Origin of the sequence: Pseudomonas sp. Xaverov 259 (assembly GCF_019352915.1) — a bacterium.
Classification (GTDB): domain Bacteria; phylum Pseudomonadota; class Gammaproteobacteria; order Pseudomonadales; family Pseudomonadaceae; genus Aquipseudomonas.
Genome location: NZ_JAAAFV010000057.1, coordinates 484,003 through 502,587, shown reverse-complemented (window position 1 = coordinate 502,587; position 18,585 = coordinate 484,003). Strand labels below are relative to the sequence as shown.

The 18,585-nt window shown below is 60.4% G+C and carries 18 protein-coding genes; 13 read left to right on the top strand and 5 right to left on the bottom strand.

The genetic code is table 11. The features are described from left to right. The first annotated feature begins 153 nt into the window (after positions 1 to 153). The 9 genes from bioF to K0H48_RS25080 all read left to right on the top strand — a co-directional run bounded on the left by bioF (position 154) and on the right by K0H48_RS25080 (position 11,703). Complete coding sequence (gene bioF / locus K0H48_RS25120; RefSeq protein ID WP_219269585.1) at positions 154 to 1,335, top strand: 8-amino-7-oxononanoate synthase; 1,182 nt, start codon at positions 154 to 156, stop codon at positions 1,333 to 1,335. Continuing rightward, entirely contained in the window at positions 1,328 to 2,059 is a 732-nt protein-coding gene (locus K0H48_RS25115; RefSeq protein WP_219269583.1) for an alpha/beta fold hydrolase, read from the top strand. Before bioF ends, K0H48_RS25115 begins: the two co-directional genes overlap by 8 nt. Next, the gene (gene bioC / locus K0H48_RS25110; RefSeq protein ID WP_219269579.1) at positions 2,052 to 2,864 is read left to right on the top strand and encodes a malonyl-ACP O-methyltransferase BioC; all 813 of its coding nucleotides are present in this window, start codon (positions 2,052 to 2,054) and stop codon (positions 2,862 to 2,864) included. The genes K0H48_RS25115 and bioC overlap by 8 nt, the downstream gene beginning before the upstream one ends. Further along, a complete protein-coding gene (gene bioD, locus K0H48_RS25105; protein WP_219269577.1) occupies positions 2,861 to 3,541 on the top strand; it encodes a dethiobiotin synthase in 681 nt (226 codons plus the stop codon). The genes bioC and bioD overlap by 4 nt, the downstream gene beginning before the upstream one ends. A gap of 106 nt (positions 3,542 to 3,647) precedes the next feature. After that, a complete protein-coding gene (locus K0H48_RS25100; RefSeq protein ID WP_017138029.1) occupies positions 3,648 to 3,929 on the top strand; it encodes a hypothetical protein in 282 nt (93 codons plus the stop codon). Between the two features lie 349 nt (positions 3,930 to 4,278). After that, complete coding sequence (locus K0H48_RS25095) at positions 4,279 to 6,084, top strand: phenylacyl-CoA dehydrogenase (RefSeq protein WP_219269575.1); 1,806 nt, start codon at positions 4,279 to 4,281, stop codon at positions 6,082 to 6,084. Positions 6,085 to 6,288: 204 nt separating this feature from the next. Further along, positions 6,289 to 7,578: a diguanylate cyclase gene (locus K0H48_RS25090; protein WP_219269573.1), complete on the top strand. Its 1,290-nt coding sequence runs from the start codon at positions 6,289 to 6,291 to the stop codon at positions 7,576 to 7,578. Positions 7,579 to 7,668: 90 nt separating this feature from the next. After that, entirely contained in the window at positions 7,669 to 9,438 is a 1,770-nt protein-coding gene (locus tag K0H48_RS25085) for an acyl-CoA dehydrogenase C-terminal domain-containing protein (RefSeq protein WP_219269568.1), read from the top strand. Positions 9,439 to 9,924: 486 nt separating this feature from the next. Continuing rightward, entirely contained in the window at positions 9,925 to 11,703 is a 1,779-nt protein-coding gene (locus K0H48_RS25080) for an acyl-CoA dehydrogenase C-terminal domain-containing protein (protein ID WP_219269566.1), read from the top strand. A gap of 226 nt (positions 11,704 to 11,929) precedes the next feature. Here K0H48_RS25080 and K0H48_RS25075 read toward each other — a convergent pair whose 3' ends face one another. Continuing rightward, positions 11,930 to 12,829, bottom strand: coding sequence for a LysR family transcriptional regulator (locus K0H48_RS25075; protein WP_138813587.1), 900 nt, complete (start codon positions 12,827 to 12,829; stop codon positions 11,930 to 11,932). Positions 12,830 to 13,038: 209 nt separating this feature from the next. Here K0H48_RS25075 and K0H48_RS25070 point away from each other — a divergent pair, with 209 nt between their 5' ends. From K0H48_RS25070 to K0H48_RS25055, 4 genes are all read left to right on the top strand, one after another. Continuing rightward, positions 13,039 to 14,301: an aminotransferase class III-fold pyridoxal phosphate-dependent enzyme gene (locus K0H48_RS25070; protein ID WP_219269562.1), complete on the top strand. Its 1,263-nt coding sequence runs from the start codon at positions 13,039 to 13,041 to the stop codon at positions 14,299 to 14,301. Between the two features lie 234 nt (positions 14,302 to 14,535). Continuing rightward, positions 14,536 to 14,901 carry a type II toxin-antitoxin system RelE/ParE family toxin gene (locus K0H48_RS25065; protein ID WP_219337606.1) on the top strand — a complete coding sequence of 122 codons (366 nt, stop codon included), beginning with the start codon at positions 14,536 to 14,538 and terminating at the stop codon, positions 14,899 to 14,901. Continuing rightward, a complete protein-coding gene (locus K0H48_RS25060) occupies positions 14,885 to 15,205 on the top strand; it encodes a DNA-binding transcriptional regulator (RefSeq protein WP_017138039.1) in 321 nt (106 codons plus the stop codon). Before K0H48_RS25065 ends, K0H48_RS25060 begins: the two co-directional genes overlap by 17 nt. 94 nt (positions 15,206 to 15,299) lie before the next feature. After that, positions 15,300 to 15,458, top strand: a complete 159-nt coding sequence (locus tag K0H48_RS25055) for a YqaE/Pmp3 family membrane protein (RefSeq protein ID WP_003194776.1) — start codon at positions 15,300 to 15,302, stop codon at positions 15,456 to 15,458. A gap of 5 nt (positions 15,459 to 15,463) precedes the next feature. Here the strand turns inward: K0H48_RS25055 and pqqE are convergent, their stop codons facing one another. Genes pqqE through pqqB form a run of 4 tightly spaced genes read right to left on the bottom strand, consistent with a single transcriptional unit; the run spans position 15,464 to position 18,534 of the window. Next, the gene (pqqE, locus tag K0H48_RS25050; protein WP_219269560.1) at positions 15,464 to 16,615 is read right to left on the bottom strand and encodes a pyrroloquinoline quinone biosynthesis protein PqqE; all 1,152 of its coding nucleotides are present in this window, start codon (positions 16,613 to 16,615) and stop codon (positions 15,464 to 15,466) included. Next, the gene (pqqD, locus tag K0H48_RS25045) at positions 16,587 to 16,862 is read right to left on the bottom strand and encodes a pyrroloquinoline quinone biosynthesis peptide chaperone PqqD (protein ID WP_219269558.1); all 276 of its coding nucleotides are present in this window, start codon (positions 16,860 to 16,862) and stop codon (positions 16,587 to 16,589) included. The genes pqqE and pqqD overlap by 29 nt, the downstream gene beginning before the upstream one ends. Then, the gene (pqqC, locus tag K0H48_RS25040) at positions 16,859 to 17,611 is read right to left on the bottom strand and encodes a pyrroloquinoline-quinone synthase PqqC (RefSeq protein ID WP_017138042.1); all 753 of its coding nucleotides are present in this window, start codon (positions 17,609 to 17,611) and stop codon (positions 16,859 to 16,861) included. The genes pqqD and pqqC overlap by 4 nt, the downstream gene beginning before the upstream one ends. Positions 17,612 to 17,622: 11 nt before the next feature. After that, a complete protein-coding gene (gene pqqB, locus K0H48_RS25035; RefSeq protein ID WP_219269556.1) occupies positions 17,623 to 18,534 on the bottom strand; it encodes a pyrroloquinoline quinone biosynthesis protein PqqB in 912 nt (303 codons plus the stop codon). Positions 18,535 to 18,585: the final 51 nt, after the last annotated feature.

The following is an 18,585-nucleotide window of genomic DNA, read 5'->3' as shown; positions in this document are numbered from 1 at the left end:
CTTTGGAATGCAATCCAACTGTGGGAGCGGGCTTGCTCGCGAAAGCGGTGGTTCAGTAACGGGTGTGTTTACTGACACACCGCATTCGCGAGCAAGCCCGCTCCCACAGTTGACCGCATTCAGTCTCAAGTTCTTTGATCTGCCGAGGCCTGCATGTCTTTTGATCTCGCCGCGCGCCTCGCTGCCCGCCGGGCCGAACATCTCTATCGCCAACGCCCTTTGCTTGAGAGCCCGCAAGGCCCGCAAGTGGTAGTGGATGGCCAATCGCTGTTGGCGTTTTGCAATAACGACTACCTGGGCCTGGCCAATCACCCGCAAGTGATCGAAGCCTGGCGCGCCGGTGCGTCCCGTTGGGGCGTGGGCGGTGGCGCTTCGCACCTGGTGATCGGCCATGCCACGCCGCACCATGAACTTGAGGAAGCGCTGGCGGACCTCACCGGGCGCCCGCGCGCGCTGCTGTTTACCACCGGCTATATGGCCAACCTGGGCGCGGTCACCGCGTTGGTGGGGCAGGGCGATACGGTGCTGGAAGACCGACTCAACCACGCCTCGCTGCTGGATGCCGGGCTGCTGTCCGGGGCGCGTTTCAACCGCTATCTGCATAACGACGCCAGCAGCCTGGCCAAGCGCCTGGAGAAGGCCACCGGCAATACATTGGTGGTCACCGATGGCGTGTTCAGCATGGACGGCGATCTGGCCGACCTGCCTGCGCTGGCCCGTGAGGCACGCGCCAAAGGCGCCTGGTTGATGGTCGATGACGCCCATGGCTTCGGCCCGTTGGGCGCTACGGGCGGTGGCATTGTCGAGCATTTCGGCTTGAGCCAGGAAGATGTGCCGGTATTGGTCGGCACCCTCGGTAAAGCCTTCGGCACGGCCGGGGCGTTTGTGGCGGGCAGTGAAGAGCTGATCGAAAGCCTGATCCAGTTCGCCCGGCCCTACATCTACACCACCAGCCAGCCACCGGCATTGGCCTGCGCCACCTTGAAGAGCCTGGAGCTGTTGCGCACCGAGCACTGGCGGCGTGAGCACCTCAACGGCCTGATCCGCCAGTTCCGCCAGGGCGCCGAGCAGATCGGCTTAAAGCTGATGGACAGCTTTACGCCAATCCAGCCGATTTTGATCGGCGACAGCGCCACCGCCATGCGCCTGTCGCAGATGTTGCGCGAGCGCGGCCTGATGGTCACGGCCATCCGCCCACCGACCGTGCCGGCCGGCAGTGCGCGTTTGCGCGTAACATTGACGGCAGCCCACAGCGCGGCCCAGGTGCAGCTATTGTTAAACGGATTGGATGAGTGTTTCCGGTTGTTAAGTATTACGGAGCCCGACCATGCGTGATCGACTGGTATTGCTGCCCGGTTGGGGGCTCGGCGTGTCACCGCTGGAGCCTCTGGCTGCCGCCTTGCAGGGGCTGGACGAACACTTGCAAGTGCATATCGAGCCGTTGCCCGTGCTGGCTTCCAGCGATCTGGATGAATGGCTCGACGAGCTCGACGCCACGCTGCCGGACAACGCCTGGCTGGGCGGCTGGTCCCTGGGCGGCATGCTCGCCTCCGAGCTGGCGGCGCGGCGCGGCGAACGCTGCTGCGGGCTGCTGACGTTGGCGAGCAACCCGTGTTTTGTCGCCCATGAAGGCTGGCCCAGTGCGATGCCTGCCGAGACGTTCGATGCGTTTCTCGCGGGTTGCCATGCCGACTCTCAGGTCACCCTCAAACGTTTCGGTTTGCTGTGCGCCAAAGGTGCCGCAGACCCGCGCGGGCTGTCGCGTTTGTTGGTCGGCGGCGCACCGAATGCACCTTCCAGCGTGTTGATGCCAGGTCTGGAGTTGCTTGCACAACTGGATACCCGCGCCGCTTTGCAGGCGTATCGCGGCCCGCAACTGCACTTGTTTGCGGGCATGGATGAGCTGGTGCCCGCCGAAGCCGCGAGTGCTTTGCTGGCGCTGTTGCCCGATGTAGAAATCGGCCTGATTGAACAGGCCGGTCACGCGTTTCTTCTGGAAGACCCTCACGGTGTAGCGGGGGCCATCCAGGCTTTTTTGCATGAGTGTGTCGATGACTGATTTATCCCAGCCGCCACTGCCGGGCGGCTTGCCGGACAAGCGCCAGGTGGCGGCCTCGTTTTCCCGCGCCGCCGCCAGCTACGACAGCGTGGCCGAGTTGCAGCGCGCAGTCGGGCATGCGCTGATGTCCCGCTTGCCGGCGGCCATCGCGCCCCGGCGCTGGCTGGATGTAGGCTGCGGCACGGGTTATTTCAGCCGTGCGCTGGGCGAACTGTTGCCCGCAAGCCAAGGCGTAGCGCTGGATATTGCCGAAGGCATGCTTAGCCATGCGCGGCCTTTGGGTGGCGCGCAGCACTTTATCGCGGGTGATGCCGAGCGCTTGCCGCTGGCGGCTGGAAGCTTCGAGATGCTGTTCTCCAGCCTGGCGGTGCAGTGGTGCGCTAATTTCGACGCGGTGCTCAGTGAGGCCTATCGTGTGCTGCAACCCGGGGGAGTGTTCGCATTTGCGAGCCTGTGCGTGGGCACCCTGGACGAGTTGCGCCAAAGCTGGCGTGCGGCGGATGGCCTGGTTCACGTCAACCGCTTCCGCACCTTCGAGGCCTACCAACAGCTGTGCGCTGCCAGCGGTTTGCGGGTGCTGAGCCTGGAGCGCCAGCCCCACGTGCTGCATTACCCGGATGTGCGCAGCCTGACCCACGAACTCAAGGCGTTGGGCGCGCATAACCTCAACCCCGGTCGGCCGGGAGGGTTGACGGGCCGCGCGCGGATTGTTGCACTGGTGCACGCTTACGAGCAGTTCCGCCAGGCCCAGGGCCTGCCCGCCACGTACCAAGTGGTGTACGCCGTACTGGAGAAACCGTTATGAGCGCTGCTTATTTCATCACCGGCACCGACACCGATGTGGGCAAAACCACCATCGCCGCCGGGCTGCTGCATGCCGCGCGGCTTGCGGGTAAAAGCACCGCCGCCGGAAAACCGGTGGCCTCAGGCTGCCAGCTCACGCCTAAAGGGTTGCGCAATGCCGACGCCTTGGCGCTGCTGGCCGAATGTTCGCTGCCGCTGACCTATGCCGAGGTCAACCCGGTGGCCTTCGAGCCCGCGATTGCGCCGCACTTGGCTGCGCGGGAGGCGGGTGTGGCGCTGACGGTGCAATCACTGTTGAAACCGATGCAGCACATACTCGCGCAGCACGCGGATTTCACCTTGATCGAAGGTGCAGGCGGCTGGCGAGTGCCGTTGGCCGATCAGGCCAACCTGTCGGACCTGGCCATCGCGCTCAAGCTGCCGGTAATCCTGGTGGTGGGCGTGCGTCTGGGTTGTATCAGCCATGCCTTGCTCACTGCCGAAGCCATTGCACGCGACGGTTTGCCGTTGGCGGGTTGGGTGGCGAATATCATCGACCCCAAGACCTCTCGTCTGGAAGAGAACCTCGCCACCCTGGCAGAGCGGTTGCCGGCGCCGTGCCTGGGGCGCGTGCCGAAGCTCAAGCAGGCAAGCGCAAAAGCGGTGGCCGAGTACCTGGAATTGGACCTGCTTGACTGATTTTGGCTATCGCTAAGGCATTATGCCATTAGTGTTTTTGACGGGCGTTTTGACAGGATGTCTGCTTCAATTCAAGTTCACGATTCTCTAAAGGCAGGCTTACGCCATGGAAATCTCTGGAAGCAGCGCGTTTTATTCGGGGCTGAGCACCATTCAGGCCGGGCAGAACCGCGTCGACCAGGCCGCCGGCAAAATCGCCGGCGCCGCGACCACCCAGCCCTCGGATGCACAAAGCGATCGTCTGCAAGCCAACGATCGCGCCCAGCCGTCCAACTCGGCGAGCAACATGGTCGAAATGGCCCAAGGCAAATTCCAAGTGGAGCTGGGCGCGAAAGTCGCCAAGGCTTCGGATGAAATGCTTGGCACGTTGATCGATACCTACGCTTAACTTTCTACGGGCACGCGCCGGCTCTTCTGTGGGAGCTGGCTTGCCTGCGATAGCATCGACTCAATCCTCCTGATACACCGCGGCGCCTGCATCGCAGGCAAGCCAGCTCCCACACAAGCCAGCTCCCACATTGTCCTGATTCGTCCTTCAGAACTTCTACACTTTCAAATCACGTGGCATCCCGCCTCAGGCCTTGCCGTGCCTGGAGTTGACTCACGTCAGGACAAACGGCTTCGGTGCGATGCTTGACAACCCCAGGTCGTAAACGTATGTTTCAAACACCTGTTTGACCGCCATAACAAATCCACGCGGTTGTTCATCCCAGATACATCAGCAGAGGTTTATCGCTATGCCTGACTACAAGGCCCCCTTGCGTGATATTCGCTTCGTTCGTGACGAACTGCTCGGTTATGAAGCGCACTATCAGAGCCTGCCGGCTTGCCAGGACGCTACCCCGGACATGGTTGACGCCATTCTTGAGGAAGGCGCCAAGTTCTGTGAGCAAGTGCTGGCACCGTTGAACCGCGTGGGTGACATCGAAGGGTGTACCTGGAGCGAGTCAGGCGTAAAAACCCCTACTGGTTTCAAAGAAGCCTACAAGCAGTTCGTCGAAGGCGGCTGGCCAAGCCTGGCCCACGACGTGGAGCACGGTGGCCAAGGCCTGCCGGAATCCCTGGGCCTGGCCGTGAGCGAAATGGTCGGCGCCGCCAACTGGTCGTGGGGCATGTACCCTGGCCTGTCCCACGGTGCGATGAACACCATCTCCGAGCACGGCACCCCGGAACAACAAGACGCTTACCTGACCAAGCTGGTTTCGGGTGAGTGGACCGGCACCATGTGCCTGACCGAACCGCATTGCGGCACCGACCTGGGCATGCTGCGCACCAAGGCCGAGCCTCAGGCCGACGGTTCCTACAAAGTCTCCGGCACCAAGATCTTTATCTCGGCCGGTGAACACGACATGGCCGACAACATCGTCCATATCGTACTGGCCCGCCTGCCGGACGCACCGGCCGGCACCAAAGGTATTTCGCTGTTCATCGTGCCTAAGTTCCTGCCGAACGCAGACGGCTCGGTCGGCGAGCGCAACGCGGTGACCTGTGGCTCCCTGGAACACAAGATGGGTATCCACGGTAACGCCACCTGCGTGATGAACTTCGACGCGGCCACCGGTTTCCTGATCGGCCCGGCGAACAAAGGCCTGAACTGCATGTTCACCTTTATGAACACCGCGCGCCTGGGCACCGCGCTGCAAGGCCTGTCCCACGCAGAGATCGGCTTCCAGGGCGGCCTGAAATACGCTCGCGACCGCCTGCAAATGCGCTCCCTGACCGGCCCGAAAGCGCCAGACAAGGCCGCCGACCCGATCATCGTGCACCCTGACGTGCGCCGCATGCTGCTGACCATGAAAGCCTTCGCTGAAGGCAACCGTGCGATGGTGTATTTCACCGCCAAGCAAGTGGATATCGTCAAGTACGGCACCGACGACGAAGCCAAGAAGCAAGCCGATGGCCTGCTGGCCTTCATGACCCCGATCGCCAAGGCGTTCATGACCGAGGTCGGTTTTGAATCGGCCAACCACGGCGTGCAAATCTACGGCGGCCACGGCTTTATCGCCGAGTGGGGCATGGAGCAAAACGTGCGCGACAGCCGCATTTCGATGCTGTACGAAGGCACCACCGGCATCCAGGCACTCGACCTGCTGGGCCGTAAAGTGCTGATGACTCAAGGCGAAGCGCTCAAGGGCTTCACCAAGATCGTGCACAAGTTCTGCCAGGCCAACGAAGGCAACGAAGCCGTCAAAGAATTCGTTGCTCCGCTGGCGGCACTGAACAAAGAGTGGGGCGAGTTGACCATGAAGGTCGGCATGGCCGCGATGAAAGACCGTGAAGAAGTCGGTGCCGCCTCGGTGGACTACCTGATGTACTCCGGCTACGCGTGCCTGGCTTACTTCTGGGCCGACATGGCACGCCTGGCCGCCGAAAAACTGGCTGCCGGCACCACCGAAGAGGCGTTCTACACCGCCAAGCTGCAGACTGCGCGCTTCTACTTCCAGCGCATCCTGCCGCGTACCCAGACCCATAAGGTCACCATGCTGTCGGGCGCCAACAACCTGATGGACATGAAAGAAGAAGACTTCGGCCTGGCTTACTAAGCCCAGCCGGTTCTCTTGAAAACCGCCGCTGCCTTTGGGAGCGGCGGTTTTTTTATGCGCGATAAAAAACACAGCACAGCACTCAGGGATTGCCTTTGGCTGCCGTTACAGTGATGGCAATGTGATACAGGTCACATTGAATGTGCTTAACTGTGCTCAGTGAAGGCACTGTGCCATCTTTCTGAGTGGGTCGGAGCTTTACCCTTGTCACGCGTGTCCGCTGTACGTTTCAGTCATTTTCTTCCTTCGTTGCTGCTGTTACTGGCCGGGCTCTCGGCTGCGTATGTCAAAGATCTCAACGTGTTCTTCACCTCATTGTTCAATGTGCTGCCGACCTTGGTGTTGTTGCTCGGCGGTGCGTACTGCGCGGTGTATCGGCGTCAGCGTGAGCTGTTTTTGATGATCACGGTGTACGTCGTTTATTTCCTGCTCGACACCCAGACCGACTACTACCGCGACAACGGCAGCGTGCGCGAAGACGCCGCCGTGGTGTTCCACCTGTGTTGCTTGCTGTTGCCGTTGCTGTTCAGCATCTACGCGCTGTGGCAGGAGAAAACCCACCTGTTCCGCGACTTCGTGGCGCGCTGCGCCGTGCTCTTTGCATTCGGCAGCGTGGCGCTGGCGCTTGAGCAGAGCTTTCCCCAAGCCTTGCTGAGCTGGCTGGCGGAGATTCGCTGGCCGGCGCTGCATGGCAGCTGGATGAGCCTGATCCAGTTGTCATACCCGATGTTCCTGATTGGCTTTGTCACCCTGGCGGCGCAGTACTGGTATCAGCCGCGGCCCTTGCACGCCGCGCAACTGGTGGGTTTGCTGGGGCTGTTCTGGATGTTGCCGCAAACCTTCATCCTGCCATTCACCCTGAACATCATGTGCAGCCAGGTGATGCTGATGATTGCCGCCGGCGTGGCGCACGAGGCTTATCAGATGGCCTTTCGCGATGAACTCACTGGCCTGCCGGGGCGGCGCGCGCTCAATGAGCGCATGCAACGGCTGGGGCGCAATTATGTGTTGGCGATGAGTGACGTTGATCACTTCAAGCGCTTCAACGACACCCACGGCCATGATGTCGGTGACCAAGTATTGCGGCTGGTGGCCAGCAAGCTGTCGAAGGTCAATGGCGGCGGGCGTGCCTATCGCTATGGCGGGGAAGAGTTTGCCGTGGTGTTCGCCGGCAAGACGTTGGACGAGTGCATGCCGCACCTGGAAGAGATTCGCGAGATCATCGCCAACTACGACATCAAGCTGCGCAACCCGGACCGCCCCCACGACGACCAGCAGGGCCGCCAACGCCGGGCAGGCAGTGGCGCCTCGAGTGTGTCGGTGACGGTCAGCATTGGCGTGGCCGAACGCCAGGCCGAGCAACGCACACCCGAAGAAGTGCTCAAGTCGGCCGACCAGGCGCTCTACGCCGCCAAGGGCGCCGGGCGTAACTGCGTGGTCGCGTCTGGCCAGAACCGGCGTGGTGCGGTGCGCATGGAGAGCGCTGCCGGTTGAGTGATGGCGGTGTATTCAGCGGTTCTACAGTGATTGTTCCGTGCGGTGGCCGGCAGTAGGTTGAAGGTATCTGCTGCCGGAGAAATTGCCATGCCTGAGTACAAAGCTCCCCTGCGCGACATGCGCTTTCTGATCGACAACGTATTTGATTTTCACGGCCATTACGCCGCGCTGGGCGCTACCGACGCGAGCCCGGATATGGTCAGCGCGATCCTCGAAGAAGGCGCCAAATTCTGCGAAAACGTGCTGTCGCCGCTTAATCGCAGTGGCGATGAAGAAGGTTGCCACTTCGACAACGGCGTGGTCACCACGCCCAAGGGCTTCAAGCAAGCCTTCGCCCAGTACGTGGAAGGCGGCTGGCATGGCGTGGCGGCGGACCCAGCCTATGGTGGCCAGGGCTTGCCGCTGTCCCTGGGCCTGGTGCTCAGCGAGATGATCGGCTCCAGCAACACCTCCTGGGGCATGTACCCGGGCCTCACCCACGGCGCCATGTCGGCGATCCACGCCCACGGCACCGAGGAGCAGAAAGCCACGTTCCTGAGCAAACTCACCGCCGGCGAATGGACCGGCACCATGTGCCTGACCGAAGCCCATTGCGGCACCGACCTGGGCCTGATCAAGACGCGCGCCGTGCCCCAGGCAGATGGCAGCTACGCGGTCACCGGCAGCAAGATCTTCATCTCGGCCGGCGAACACGACATGAGCGCCAACATCATTCACTTGGTGCTGGCCAAACTGCCGGACGCTCCGGCGGGCACCAAAGGTATCTCGTTGTTTATCGTGCCCAAGTTCCACGCCGATTCGGGCGCGCGCAACGCGGTGCACTGCGGCTCCATCGAGCACAAGATGGGCATCAAGGCCTCGGCCACCTGCGTGCTGAACTTCGACGGCGCCAAGGGCTTTTTGATTGGCGAGGCGAACAAAGGCCTTAACTGCATGTTCACCATGATGAACCATGCGCGCCTGGGCACTGGCATGCAGGGTTTGTGCAATGGCGAGGCGAGCTTCCAGGGCGCAATCAAATACGCCTACGACCGCCTGCAAATGCGCTCGCTGACCGGCGCCAAGGCCCCGGATAAAGCCGCCGACCCGATCATCGTGCACCCGGATGTGCGCCGCATGTTGCTGACCATGAAGGCCTTCAACGAAGGCAATCGGGCGCTGACCTACTTCACCGCGCAGTTGCTCGACACCGCGCACTTGAGCAGCGACGCCGCCCAACGCCAGGAGGCCGAAGACCTGTTGGCGTTCCTCACGCCTATCTGCAAAGCCTTCATGACCGAAACCGGGCTGGAGGTGACCAACCACGGTATGCAGGTGTTTGGCGGCCACGGCTACATTCGCGAATGGGGCATGGAGCAACTGGCACGTGATGCGCGGATTGCGCCGATCTATGAAGGCACCAATGGCATCCAGGCGCTCGACTTGCTGGGCCGTAAGGTGCTGGGCAGCCAGGGCAAGTTGCTGCGCGGGTTTACCAAGCTTGTGCATAAGTTCTGCGCGGCAAATGCCGAGCATCCGCAGTTCAAGGCACAGGTGGAGCAGCTCAACCAACTGAACCAGCAATGGGGCGAGCTGACGATGAAGGTCGGCATGGCCGCCATGAAAAACCCGGATGAAGTGGGCGCAGCAGCGGTGGATTACTTGATGTACAGCGGTTACATCATTTTGGCGTACCTGTGGTTGCGCATGGCGATTGCGGCGCAGTCACAGGGCGACGCCGAGTTCGCCCAGGCCAAATTGGCCACTTGCGATTTCTACTTCAAGCGCCTGTTGCCGCGTACTGCAACGCATCGCGCCGCTGTAGAGGCGGGCAGTGAGTGCCTGATGAGCTTGCCTGCGCAATTTTTTGCGCTGTAAAGGTGACTGATTAACCGCTGGTCAACATGTGGGAGCTGGCTTGCCTGCGATGGGCATAGGTATCTACACAGCCGGTTGACACGAAATCTGTGGCAGGTGAGCCGTTGTGGCGAGCAGTCTTGCCCTGCGTTGGGCTGCGAAGCAGCCCCAAAACCAGACGCTGAGTTCTTTCAGGGAAATTGCGGTGGCCTGTACTGGGGCCGCTTCGCAGCCCAACGCAGGGCAAGCCTGCTCGCCACAACAGCCTAACCGGCTGTGTAGATACCTATGCTGCGATGCGGGCACCTCGGTGTATCAGGTACATAAAGTTGATGCCATCGCAGGCAAGCCAGCTCCCACACAAGCCCACATTGATACAGGGCTGTGACTAATAAATACCTAATGGTCATGAACAGACCCTATGTGTCTCAAATGTTGTTCGGTTACACTCGGAGCCTGTAAAACCGATCCTATCGAATCACTTTTCATGTTCTCACGAGGTTTGCCATGGCTGATTACAAAGCGCCGCTGCGTGATATGCGCTTCGTCCTCAACGAAGTTTTTGAGGTCGCCAACACTTGGGCCCAATTGCCGGCATTGGCAGACACCGTAGATGCCGAAACCGTAGAGGCGATCCTTGAGGAAGCCGGCAAGGTCACGGCCAAATCCATCGCGCCGCTCAGCCGTAATGGCGACGAGCAAGGTTGCCGTTGGGCGGACACTGCTGTCAGCACGCCGGATGGTTTCCCACAGGCTTATAAGACCTACGCCGAAGGTGGCTGGGTGGGCGTAGGCGGCGACCCGATCTTCGGCGGCATGGGCATGCCCAAGGCGGTCTCGGCCCAGGTTGAAGAGATGATCAACTCGTCGAGCCTGGCGTTTGGCCTGTACCCGATGCTGACCTCCGGCGCTTGCGTGTCGATCAACACCCACGCCAGCGAAGATCTCAAGGCCACCTACCTGCCGAAAATGTATTCAGGTGAATGGGCCGGTTCCATGTGCCTGACCGAAGCGCACGCCGGGACTGACCTGGGAATGATCCGCACCAAGGCCGAGCCTCAGGCGGACGGGTCCTACACCATCAGTGGCACCAAGATCTTTATCACCGGCGGCGAGCACGACCTCACCGACAACATCATCCACCTGGTGCTGGCCAAACTGCCGGATGCACCGGCCGGGCCCAAGGGTATCTCGCTGTTCCTGGTGCCGAAGTTCATGGTCAATGCCGACGGCAGCCTGGGCGCGCGCAACCCGGTGAGCTGTGGCTCGATCGAACACAAGATGGGCATTCAGGCATCCGCGACCTGCGTGATGAACTTCGATGCTGCCGTGGGTTACCTGGTAGGTGAGCCGAACCGTGGCTTGGCGGCGATGTTCACCATGATGAACTACGAGCGTTTGGGCGTGGGTATTCAGGGCCTGGCGTCGGGTGAGCGCTCCTACCAGAACGCGATTGAATATGCGCGCGACCGCCTGCAAAGCCGTTCGCCGACCGGCGCCCAAGCCAAGGACAAAGTGGCCGACCCGATCATCGTGCACCCGGATGTGCGCCGCATGTTGCTGACCATGAAAGCGTCGAACGAAGGCGGTCGCGCGTTCTCCACCTACGTGGCCACGCAATTGGACATCGCCAAGTTCAGTGAAGATGCCGCCGCTCGCGAACGTGCGGACAACCTGGTGGCGCTGCTGACACCTGTTGCCAAGGCCTTCCTCAGCGACCTTGGCCTGGAAACCACCGTGCTTGGCCAGCAGATCTTTGGCGGCCACGGTTATATCCGCGAGTGGGGCCAGGAGCAGTTGGTGCGTGATGTGCGCATCACCCAGATCTACGAAGGCACCAACGGCATTCAGGCCCTGGACTTGATGGGGCGCAAGATCGTTGGCAGCGGCGGGGCGTTCTACACCCTGTTTGCCGACGAGATCCGCCAGTTCATCGCGGCTTCAGGCGCCGAGTTGAGCGAGTTCACCCGACCGCTCAGCGCTGCCGTGGATAATCTGGATGAGTTGACCGCCTGGGTACTGGACCGCGCCAAGACCAACCCGAATGAAATCGGCGCGGCTTCGGTTGAGTACCTGCACGCCTTTGGCTACATGGCCTATGCCTATATGTGGGCGCGCATGGCCAAGGCCGCGCTGGGCAAAGAGACTGAAGAAGACTTCTACGCTAGCAAGCTGGGCACTGCGCGTTTCTACTTTGCTCGCTTGCTGCCACGTATTCATTCGCTGAGTGCGTCGGTAAAAGCCGGTAGCGAATCATTGTTTTTGCTGGATGAAGCCCTGTTCTAAGGGCTTGGAGGGCGTGTAAGCATTCTCTTACATGACGTGCTGCTATTCGTCCTCTATCGCCAAATTGGATCCACGGATAATCTACTTCACATGGACGTCGCGCAGGAAGCGCAAAGCAACAACAGGGACACGTAGGATTCTGCCAGGATGGCGGAGTGAAATGGATGTCAGGGAAACAGTCTGCAAAGCCCCGCTTCGGCGGGGTTTTCTTTTGCCCGCGAAAAAGTCAGGCGCTTGCCGACGGGGCATTCATCACGTCTTCCAGCAAGGTGCGCAACAGCGCCACCGTCGCTTGCTGGCGCTGCACATCGCGGCACACCAACCCCACTTTCAGCGGCACTCTGGGTTCACTCAAGGGCTTCCACAGCAGCGCCTTGCTGTTGTGCTCATCCTGGGAACGCCCCGGCAATACCGTGGCGAGCTGGGTATGGGGCAAGCTGTCGAGAATCCCGGCCATTGTATTCAACTCCGCCTGCACCTGGGGCCGTCGCCCCAGGTTGGATAACTGGCCTTGCCAGATCTGGCGCACCTGAAACTCCTCCCCCAACAGCAGCATCGGCAACTCGGCTGCCTGTTTCAGCGAGACTTTCTTGAATTCCCGCAGTGGATGGTCTTCGGGGATGACGACCTTCAGTTCATCTTCGTACAGCAGCACGCCCGTTAATCCCGGCTGACGGGGTGGCAAGTAGCTGATGCCGATGTCCAACGAGCCGTTGAGCAAACGCCGTTCGATCTCAAGCCCAGTCAATTCATAGATCTGCACCACCAGATGCGGTTGGGCTTTGCGCACACGCTCGAGCATCTGCGGGACCAGGCTGGTGTGCACGGTTTGCAGCACGCCAATGGCCAGGGTGCGCATTGCTTGGCCCTTGAAGTTGCGCAACGCCTCGACGGCTTGCTGCATGCCATCGATCAGCGGCAAGGCGTGGTTGTACAAGGTGTGTGCCGCCAGCGTGGGCAGCAGGCGCTTGCTGCTGCGCTCGAACAGGCTGACATCCAGGTTCTGTTCCAGCTGGCGGATCTGTTGCGACAAGGCCGGTTGTGAGATCGACAGGCGCTCGGCGGCACGGCCCACGTGGCCTTCCTCATACACCGCGACGAAATAACGCAGTTGCTTGAAATCCATAAGACTTACTTATCGAAAAAGCTGGAAAATCGAAATGGCCGATGGCCCCTCGGACGCCTAGTCTAGCGCCTATTCGCAGGGCTTACAGGGCCGGATCGGACAATGAACAGCGTTTATGTTGATGGCGTTTACATAGGCAAGGCAAAACACTTCCAGTCAAGGTCTGCTGGGCCTGTCGACCAAGGTCAGGTTGCTATCGGAGGTAAATTGTGAATTTGTTCCGTCGACCTGCGCCGAGCCTGGACGATCTGGTTCTCGATATACCGCGTGATGATCTCTCCAGCGAATGCCTGATGCCCACTGTGGCGCGCCCGGCCCAAGTCTTCGTGCGGGGCCAAGACTCGTGGCTTTCGGACAGCGATGATCGTGCCTATCTGGACTTCAACCAGGGCGGCGGCGCCAATAGCTTCGGCCACAGCTCGCAGGTCGTGCTCACGGCTCTGGCTGAGCAGATGCAAACGTTGATCAACCCCGGCGTTGGCCTGTACAACCGGGCGCAACTCAATTTGGTCGACCGTCTGTGCCATCGCACCGGCAGTGACCAGGCTTACTTGCTCAACAGCGGGTCTGAAGCCTGTGAGGCAGCGATCAAGCTGGCGCGCAAGTGGGGCCAACTGCATCGCGGCGGTGCTCATCACATCATCACGGCCAGCGGCGGTTGCCATGGTCGTAGTTTCGCCACCATGGCCGCGTCGGCGCGTTTTGATAACAATCGTTTTGAGCCGCAATTGCCAGGCTTCAGCCACGTGCCTTTCAACGACCTGCCGGCCCTGCACGCCGCCGTCGATGCGCAAACAGTCGCGATCATGCTGGAGCCGATCCAAGGCGCAGCCGGGGTGATTCCTGCGACTGAGCATTACCTCAAAGGCGTTGAACGCCTGTGCCGCGAGCTGGGTATTCTGCTGATTTTTGACGAAGTGCAAACCGGCATTGGCCGCTGCGGCACATTGCTCGCTGAAGAACAGTACGGCGTGCGCGCCGACATCATCACGCTCGGCAAGGGCCTGGGCGGCGGTGTGCCGCTGGCCGCGCTGCTGGCGCGGGGCAAGGCTTGCTGTTTTGAAGTGGGCGAGCTGGAAGGTACGCATCACGGCAATGCACTGATGGCGTCGGCGGGAGTCGCGGTGCTCGACGCGGTGCTGGAAAGTGGCTTTCTCGAACAGGTACGCGAAGCCGGCTTGTACCTGGGAGAAGGGCTTGCCCGTTTGGCCTACCGTTATGAACACGGGCAATTACGCGGCAACGGGCTGATGTGGGGCCTGACGCTGTCGGACGATTGCGCAGAGGCGGTGGTAAAGGCTGCGCTGCACGAAGGCTTGATCCTCGCGGCCGCACAACCTGACTGCTTGCGTTTTACTCCAGCCCTGAACATCAGCAAAAGCCACATCGACGAAATGCTCCTGCGCCTGGCGCGCGCCTTCTCCCGCGTGCGCACAGCTCAACTGCAATGCCGCAAGGGCATCGCCGTTTAACCTCATATTTCTGAACCGTCTCGCGGCATACGCGGCGCCTCCAGCCTGATTCTTTTGGCTGGGGGCGTTTTTTTGTCCGTGAAATTTTTGGATTGAAAACGTTCATTGAGCATCCGTGAAAACCATGGCTTTTTAGCGGGCATCAGCAAGGACTGCCGCTGGGGCACAAAGAATTTTACTTGCTCCATTACTAATCTGTACCACTGGGTGGTATGTTTGTGGGAAGGGATATCCATGAAGCTTAGGTTGTTCAAGACACGGGACTTTGCTGATGCAGCCGCCAAGGCCTGGATCTGTGATTCGGAGTTAAGCGAAGCATTCAGCGAGATGTTGAAGGGCCAAGCCGATAACCTGGGAGGCGGGGTCTGGAAGAAGCGCCTCAATCAAAACCGTCATCGTTCAATTGTCCTGGCCAAGGGCAGGCACTACTGGGTTTATCAGCTGCTATTTGCCAAGCAGAATCAAAGCAATATCAGTCAAAAAGATTTGATTTGGTTTCGGGCGATGGCAAAAAATTATGAAGGCTTAAAAGACACACAAGTCCAGCAATTACTGGATTTAAGGGAGTTTGTGGAGGTTCATCATGATCAAAAAATATGAAAGTGAAGCGCTGGAGTCGATTCATAAATCTGCCGTAGCACTTCATTCAATTGGAGCAATCAGCAAAACCACCCTCCGAGAATATGACGAAGCATGCTTATCGGCCGTTCCTGAACAAATTCCGGCCGAGCAGATCAAGCAGCTGCGTGAAAGCAGCCATGTCAGCCAGCCCGTTTTCGCCCGCTACCTCAACACCAGCGCCTCCACCGTGAAAAAGTGGGAGTCCGGCGAAAAACAACCCAGTGGCATGGCACTCAAGTTACTGAGCATCGTACAGAAGCACGGCCTGGAGATTCTGGCCTGAAGATGGCCCAACGCCAGATCCCACTGAACCCTCACGAACGCCCAAGGTCGATTAGCTACACGGCTCACACGAGCCGATTTTTTGGAGCTGACCCATGGACATCATTCGTATCATCATCGCTATCTTGCTGCCGCCACTGGGTGTGTTCCTGCAAGTGGGTTTCGGCGGCGCATTCTGGCTGAACATCCTGCTGACCCTGTGCGGTTACTTCCCCGGCATCATCCACGCGGTGTACATCATCGCCAAGCGCTGAGGCCGTCAGCCTTTTGCAATGAGCCGTGAGTTACGTTCGTTGCGAAAGGCTAACTGCTCGATGGTCTGGGTGGCATGCTCGGCTTCTTCCCGCGCCTTGAGGATGATGCCGTGCTGCTCGGACTTGCTGCACACCGGGTCGGCATTGCTCGCATCGCCTGTGAGCATGAACGCCTGGCAACGGCAGCCGCCGAAGTCCTTTTCTTTTTCATCGCATGACCGGCACGGCTCGGGCATCCAGTCGTAGCCGCGAAAGCGGTTGAAGCCAAACGAGTCGTACCAGATGTGTTGCATGCTGTGGTCGCGCACATTGGGAAATTGCACTGGCATCTGTCGGGCGCCGTGGCAAGGCAGGGCGGTGCCGTCCGGTGTGACCGTAAAAAAAATACTGCCCCAGCCGTTCATGCAGGCTTTTGGGCGTTCCTCGTAGTAATCCGGTGTCACGAATATCAGCTTGCACGGGTGGCCTTCGGCTTCGAGCTTGGCGCGGTATTCATTGGTGATGCGTTCGGCGCGTACCAGCTGTTCCTGTGTCGGCAACAAGCCCACACGATTGAGCTGCGCCCAGCCGTAGAACTGGCAGGTGGCAAGTTCGACGAAGTCCGCCTCCAGTGCGATGCACAACTCAATAATGCGGTCGATCTTGTCGATATTGTGCCGATGGGTGACGAAGTTGAGCACCATCGGGTAGCCGTGCGCCTTCACTGCGCGGGCCATTTCCAGCTTTTGCGCGAAGGCTTTTTTCGAGCCGGCGAGCAGGTTGTTCACCTGCTCATCGCTGGCCTGGAAGCTGATCTGGATATGGTCCAGGCCCGCCTTCTTGAAGTCGCTGATTTTCTGCTCGGTGAGTCCAATACCCGAGGTGATCAGGTTGGTGTAAAAACCCAGCTTGCGCGCCTCGGCAATCAATTCGGCAAGGTCCTGGCGCACCAACGGTTCACCGCCGGAAAACCCCAGTTGCGCGGCGCCCATTTCCCGCGCTTCGCGAAACACCTTGATCCACTGCTCAGTGCTCAGCTCTTTACCCTGCTCGGCAAAATCCAGCGGGTTGGAGCAATACGGGCACTGCAAAGGGCAGCGGTAAGTCAGCTCGGCGAGTAGCCACAATGGCAGGCCAACCGGGGGCTTTTCAGGCAAGTTCGATCCAGTGCTCAGCACGGGCGACCTCCATGAATTGCTCGATGTCTTGACCGAGCTCAGGTACGCCGGGAAATTGCTTATCCAGCTCGGCGATGATGGCGGCCACGTCGCGCTCGCCGTCGATCAAGCCACCAATCAATGCGGCGCTGTCGTTGAGCTTGATCATGCCTTCGGGGTAGAGCAATACGTGGCCTTTTTGCGCCGGCTCGTACTGGTAGCGATAGCCCTGGCGCCAGGTGGGTGTTTTGCTGCGATCAAAGCTCATAGGGTGATCCCTTTATGCCAGACCCGCTGCTCGGTCACGCTGTGATACGGCGGGCGTTTGAGTTCATAAGCCATGCTCATGGCATCCAGCATGCTCCACAGGATGTCGAGTTTGAACTGCAGGATTTCCAGCATGCGTTCCTGGCCTTCGCGAGTGGTGTAGTGCTGCAGCGTAATCGCCAAACCATGCTCTACGTCGCGACGCGCCTGGCCCAAACGAGTACGGAAATACTCATAACCGGCCGGGTCGATCCACGGGTAGTGCTGCGGCCAGCTGTCGAGGCGCGACTGGTGGATCTGCGGCGCAAACAGTTCGGTCAGCGAGCTGCTGGCAGCTTCTTGCCAGCTGGCGCGGCGGGCAAAGTTGACGTAGGCATCCACCGCAAAACGCACACCGGGCAGCACCAGTTCCTGGGAGCGCAACTGGTCGGGATCGAGGCCGACGGCCTGGCCTAGGCGCAGCCAGGCTTCGATACCGCCGTCTTCACCGGGCGCGCCGTCGTGGTCGAGCAGGCGCTGGATCCACTCGCGGCGGATCTCACGGTCCGGGCAGTTGGCCAGGATCGCGGCGTCCTTCAGCGGGATGTTCACTTGATAGTAGAAACGGTTGGCGACCCAGCCCTGGATCTGCTCGCGGGTGGCGCGGCCTTCGTACATCGCCACGTGGTACGGGTGATGGATATGGTAGAAGGCGCCCTTGGCTCGCAGGGCGGCTTCGAACTCGGCGGTGGTCAACGGTGTGTCAGTCACTTCGTCTGCTCCTACAATTCAATGCTCATGCCGTCGTAAGCCACTTCGACATTGCGCCGCACCAGCTCGGCGCGCTCTGGGGAGTCTTCATCGAGGATCGGGTTGGTGTTGTTGATGTGGATCAGCACCTTGCGCTGCTTGGGTAGCTGCTCGAGTACTTCGAGCATGCCGCCGGGGCCGTTTTGCGCCAGGTGACCCATCTCGCGACCGGTGCGCGTGCCGACGCCACGGCGCTGCATTTCATCGTCGTCCCACATCGTGCCGTCCACCAACAAGCAGTCGCTGGCGGCCATGATTTCCAGCAGCGGCGCGTCGACTTTGCCCAGGCCCGGCGCATAGAACAGCTTGCCGCCGGTGCGCAGGTCTTCGACGATCAGGCCGATGTTATCGCCTGGGTGCGGGTCAAAGCGGTGCGGCGAGTAGGGCGGCGCGGCGCTGCGCAAGGGCAGCGGGGTGAAGCGCAGGTTCGGGCAGGCCGGGATCGTGAAGCTGGCGTCCAGCTCGATACGGTTCCAGGCCAGGCCGCCGTTCCAGTGGGTCAACATGGTGAACAGCGGAAAACCGGTGCTGAGGTCTTCATGGACCATGTCGGTGCACCACACCTGATGCGGGCAGCCTTCGCGCAGGCTCAACAGGCCGGTGGTGTGGTCGATCTGGCTGTCCATCAGGATGATCGCGCTGATGCCGGTGTCGCGCAGCGCGCGACCGGGTTGCATGGGCGCGAAGCCTTGCAGTTGCGCACGGATATCCGGCGATGCATTGCACAGCACCCAGTTCACGCCATCGTCAGAAATCGCGATGGACGACTGGGTACGCGCCTGGGCGCGCAGGCTGCCGTCGCGAAAGCCTGCGCAGTTCACGCAGTTGCAGTTCCACTGCGGGAAGCCACCGCCGGCGGCGGAACCTAGAATCTGGACAAACATGATTGCTCCATCACGCAAAGCTCAAAACAAAAACGCCCCGGGCGAACCGAG

Bases quoted from the DNA above. Each gene is read 5' to 3' on its own strand.
- K0H48_RS25085 (WP_219269568.1), top strand. From the start codon at position 7,669: ATGCCTGAGTACAAAGCTCCCCTGCGCGACATGCGCTTTCTGATCGAC.
- K0H48_RS25065 (WP_219337606.1), top strand. From the start codon at position 14,536: ATGAAGCTTAGGTTGTTCAAGACACGGGACTTTGCTGATGCAGCCGCC.
- pqqB (WP_219269556.1), bottom strand. From the start codon at position 18,534: ATGTTTGTCCAGATTCTAGGTTCCGCCGCCGGCGGTGGCTTCCCGCAG.
- K0H48_RS25095 (WP_219269575.1), top strand. From the start codon at position 4,279: ATGCCTGACTACAAGGCCCCCTTGCGTGATATTCGCTTCGTTCGTGAC.
- K0H48_RS25080 (WP_219269566.1), top strand. From the start codon at position 9,925: ATGGCTGATTACAAAGCGCCGCTGCGTGATATGCGCTTCGTCCTCAAC.
- bioD (WP_219269577.1), top strand. From the start codon at position 2,861: ATGAGCGCTGCTTATTTCATCACCGGCACCGACACCGATGTGGGCAAA.
- K0H48_RS25115 (WP_219269583.1), top strand. From the start codon at position 1,328: ATGCGTGATCGACTGGTATTGCTGCCCGGTTGGGGGCTCGGCGTGTCA.
- K0H48_RS25075 (WP_138813587.1), bottom strand. From the start codon at position 12,829: ATGGATTTCAAGCAACTGCGTTATTTCGTCGCGGTGTATGAGGAAGGC.
- K0H48_RS25060 (WP_017138039.1), top strand. From the start codon at position 14,885: ATGATCAAAAAATATGAAAGTGAAGCGCTGGAGTCGATTCATAAATCT.
- K0H48_RS25100 (WP_017138029.1), top strand. From the start codon at position 3,648: ATGGAAATCTCTGGAAGCAGCGCGTTTTATTCGGGGCTGAGCACCATT.
- pqqD (WP_219269558.1), bottom strand. From the start codon at position 16,862: ATGAGCTTTGATCGCAGCAAAACACCCACCTGGCGCCAGGGCTATCGC.
- bioC (WP_219269579.1), top strand. From the start codon at position 2,052: ATGACTGATTTATCCCAGCCGCCACTGCCGGGCGGCTTGCCGGACAAG.
- K0H48_RS25055 (WP_003194776.1), top strand. From the start codon at position 15,300: ATGGACATCATTCGTATCATCATCGCTATCTTGCTGCCGCCACTGGGT.
- bioF (WP_219269585.1), top strand. From the start codon at position 154: ATGTCTTTTGATCTCGCCGCGCGCCTCGCTGCCCGCCGGGCCGAACAT.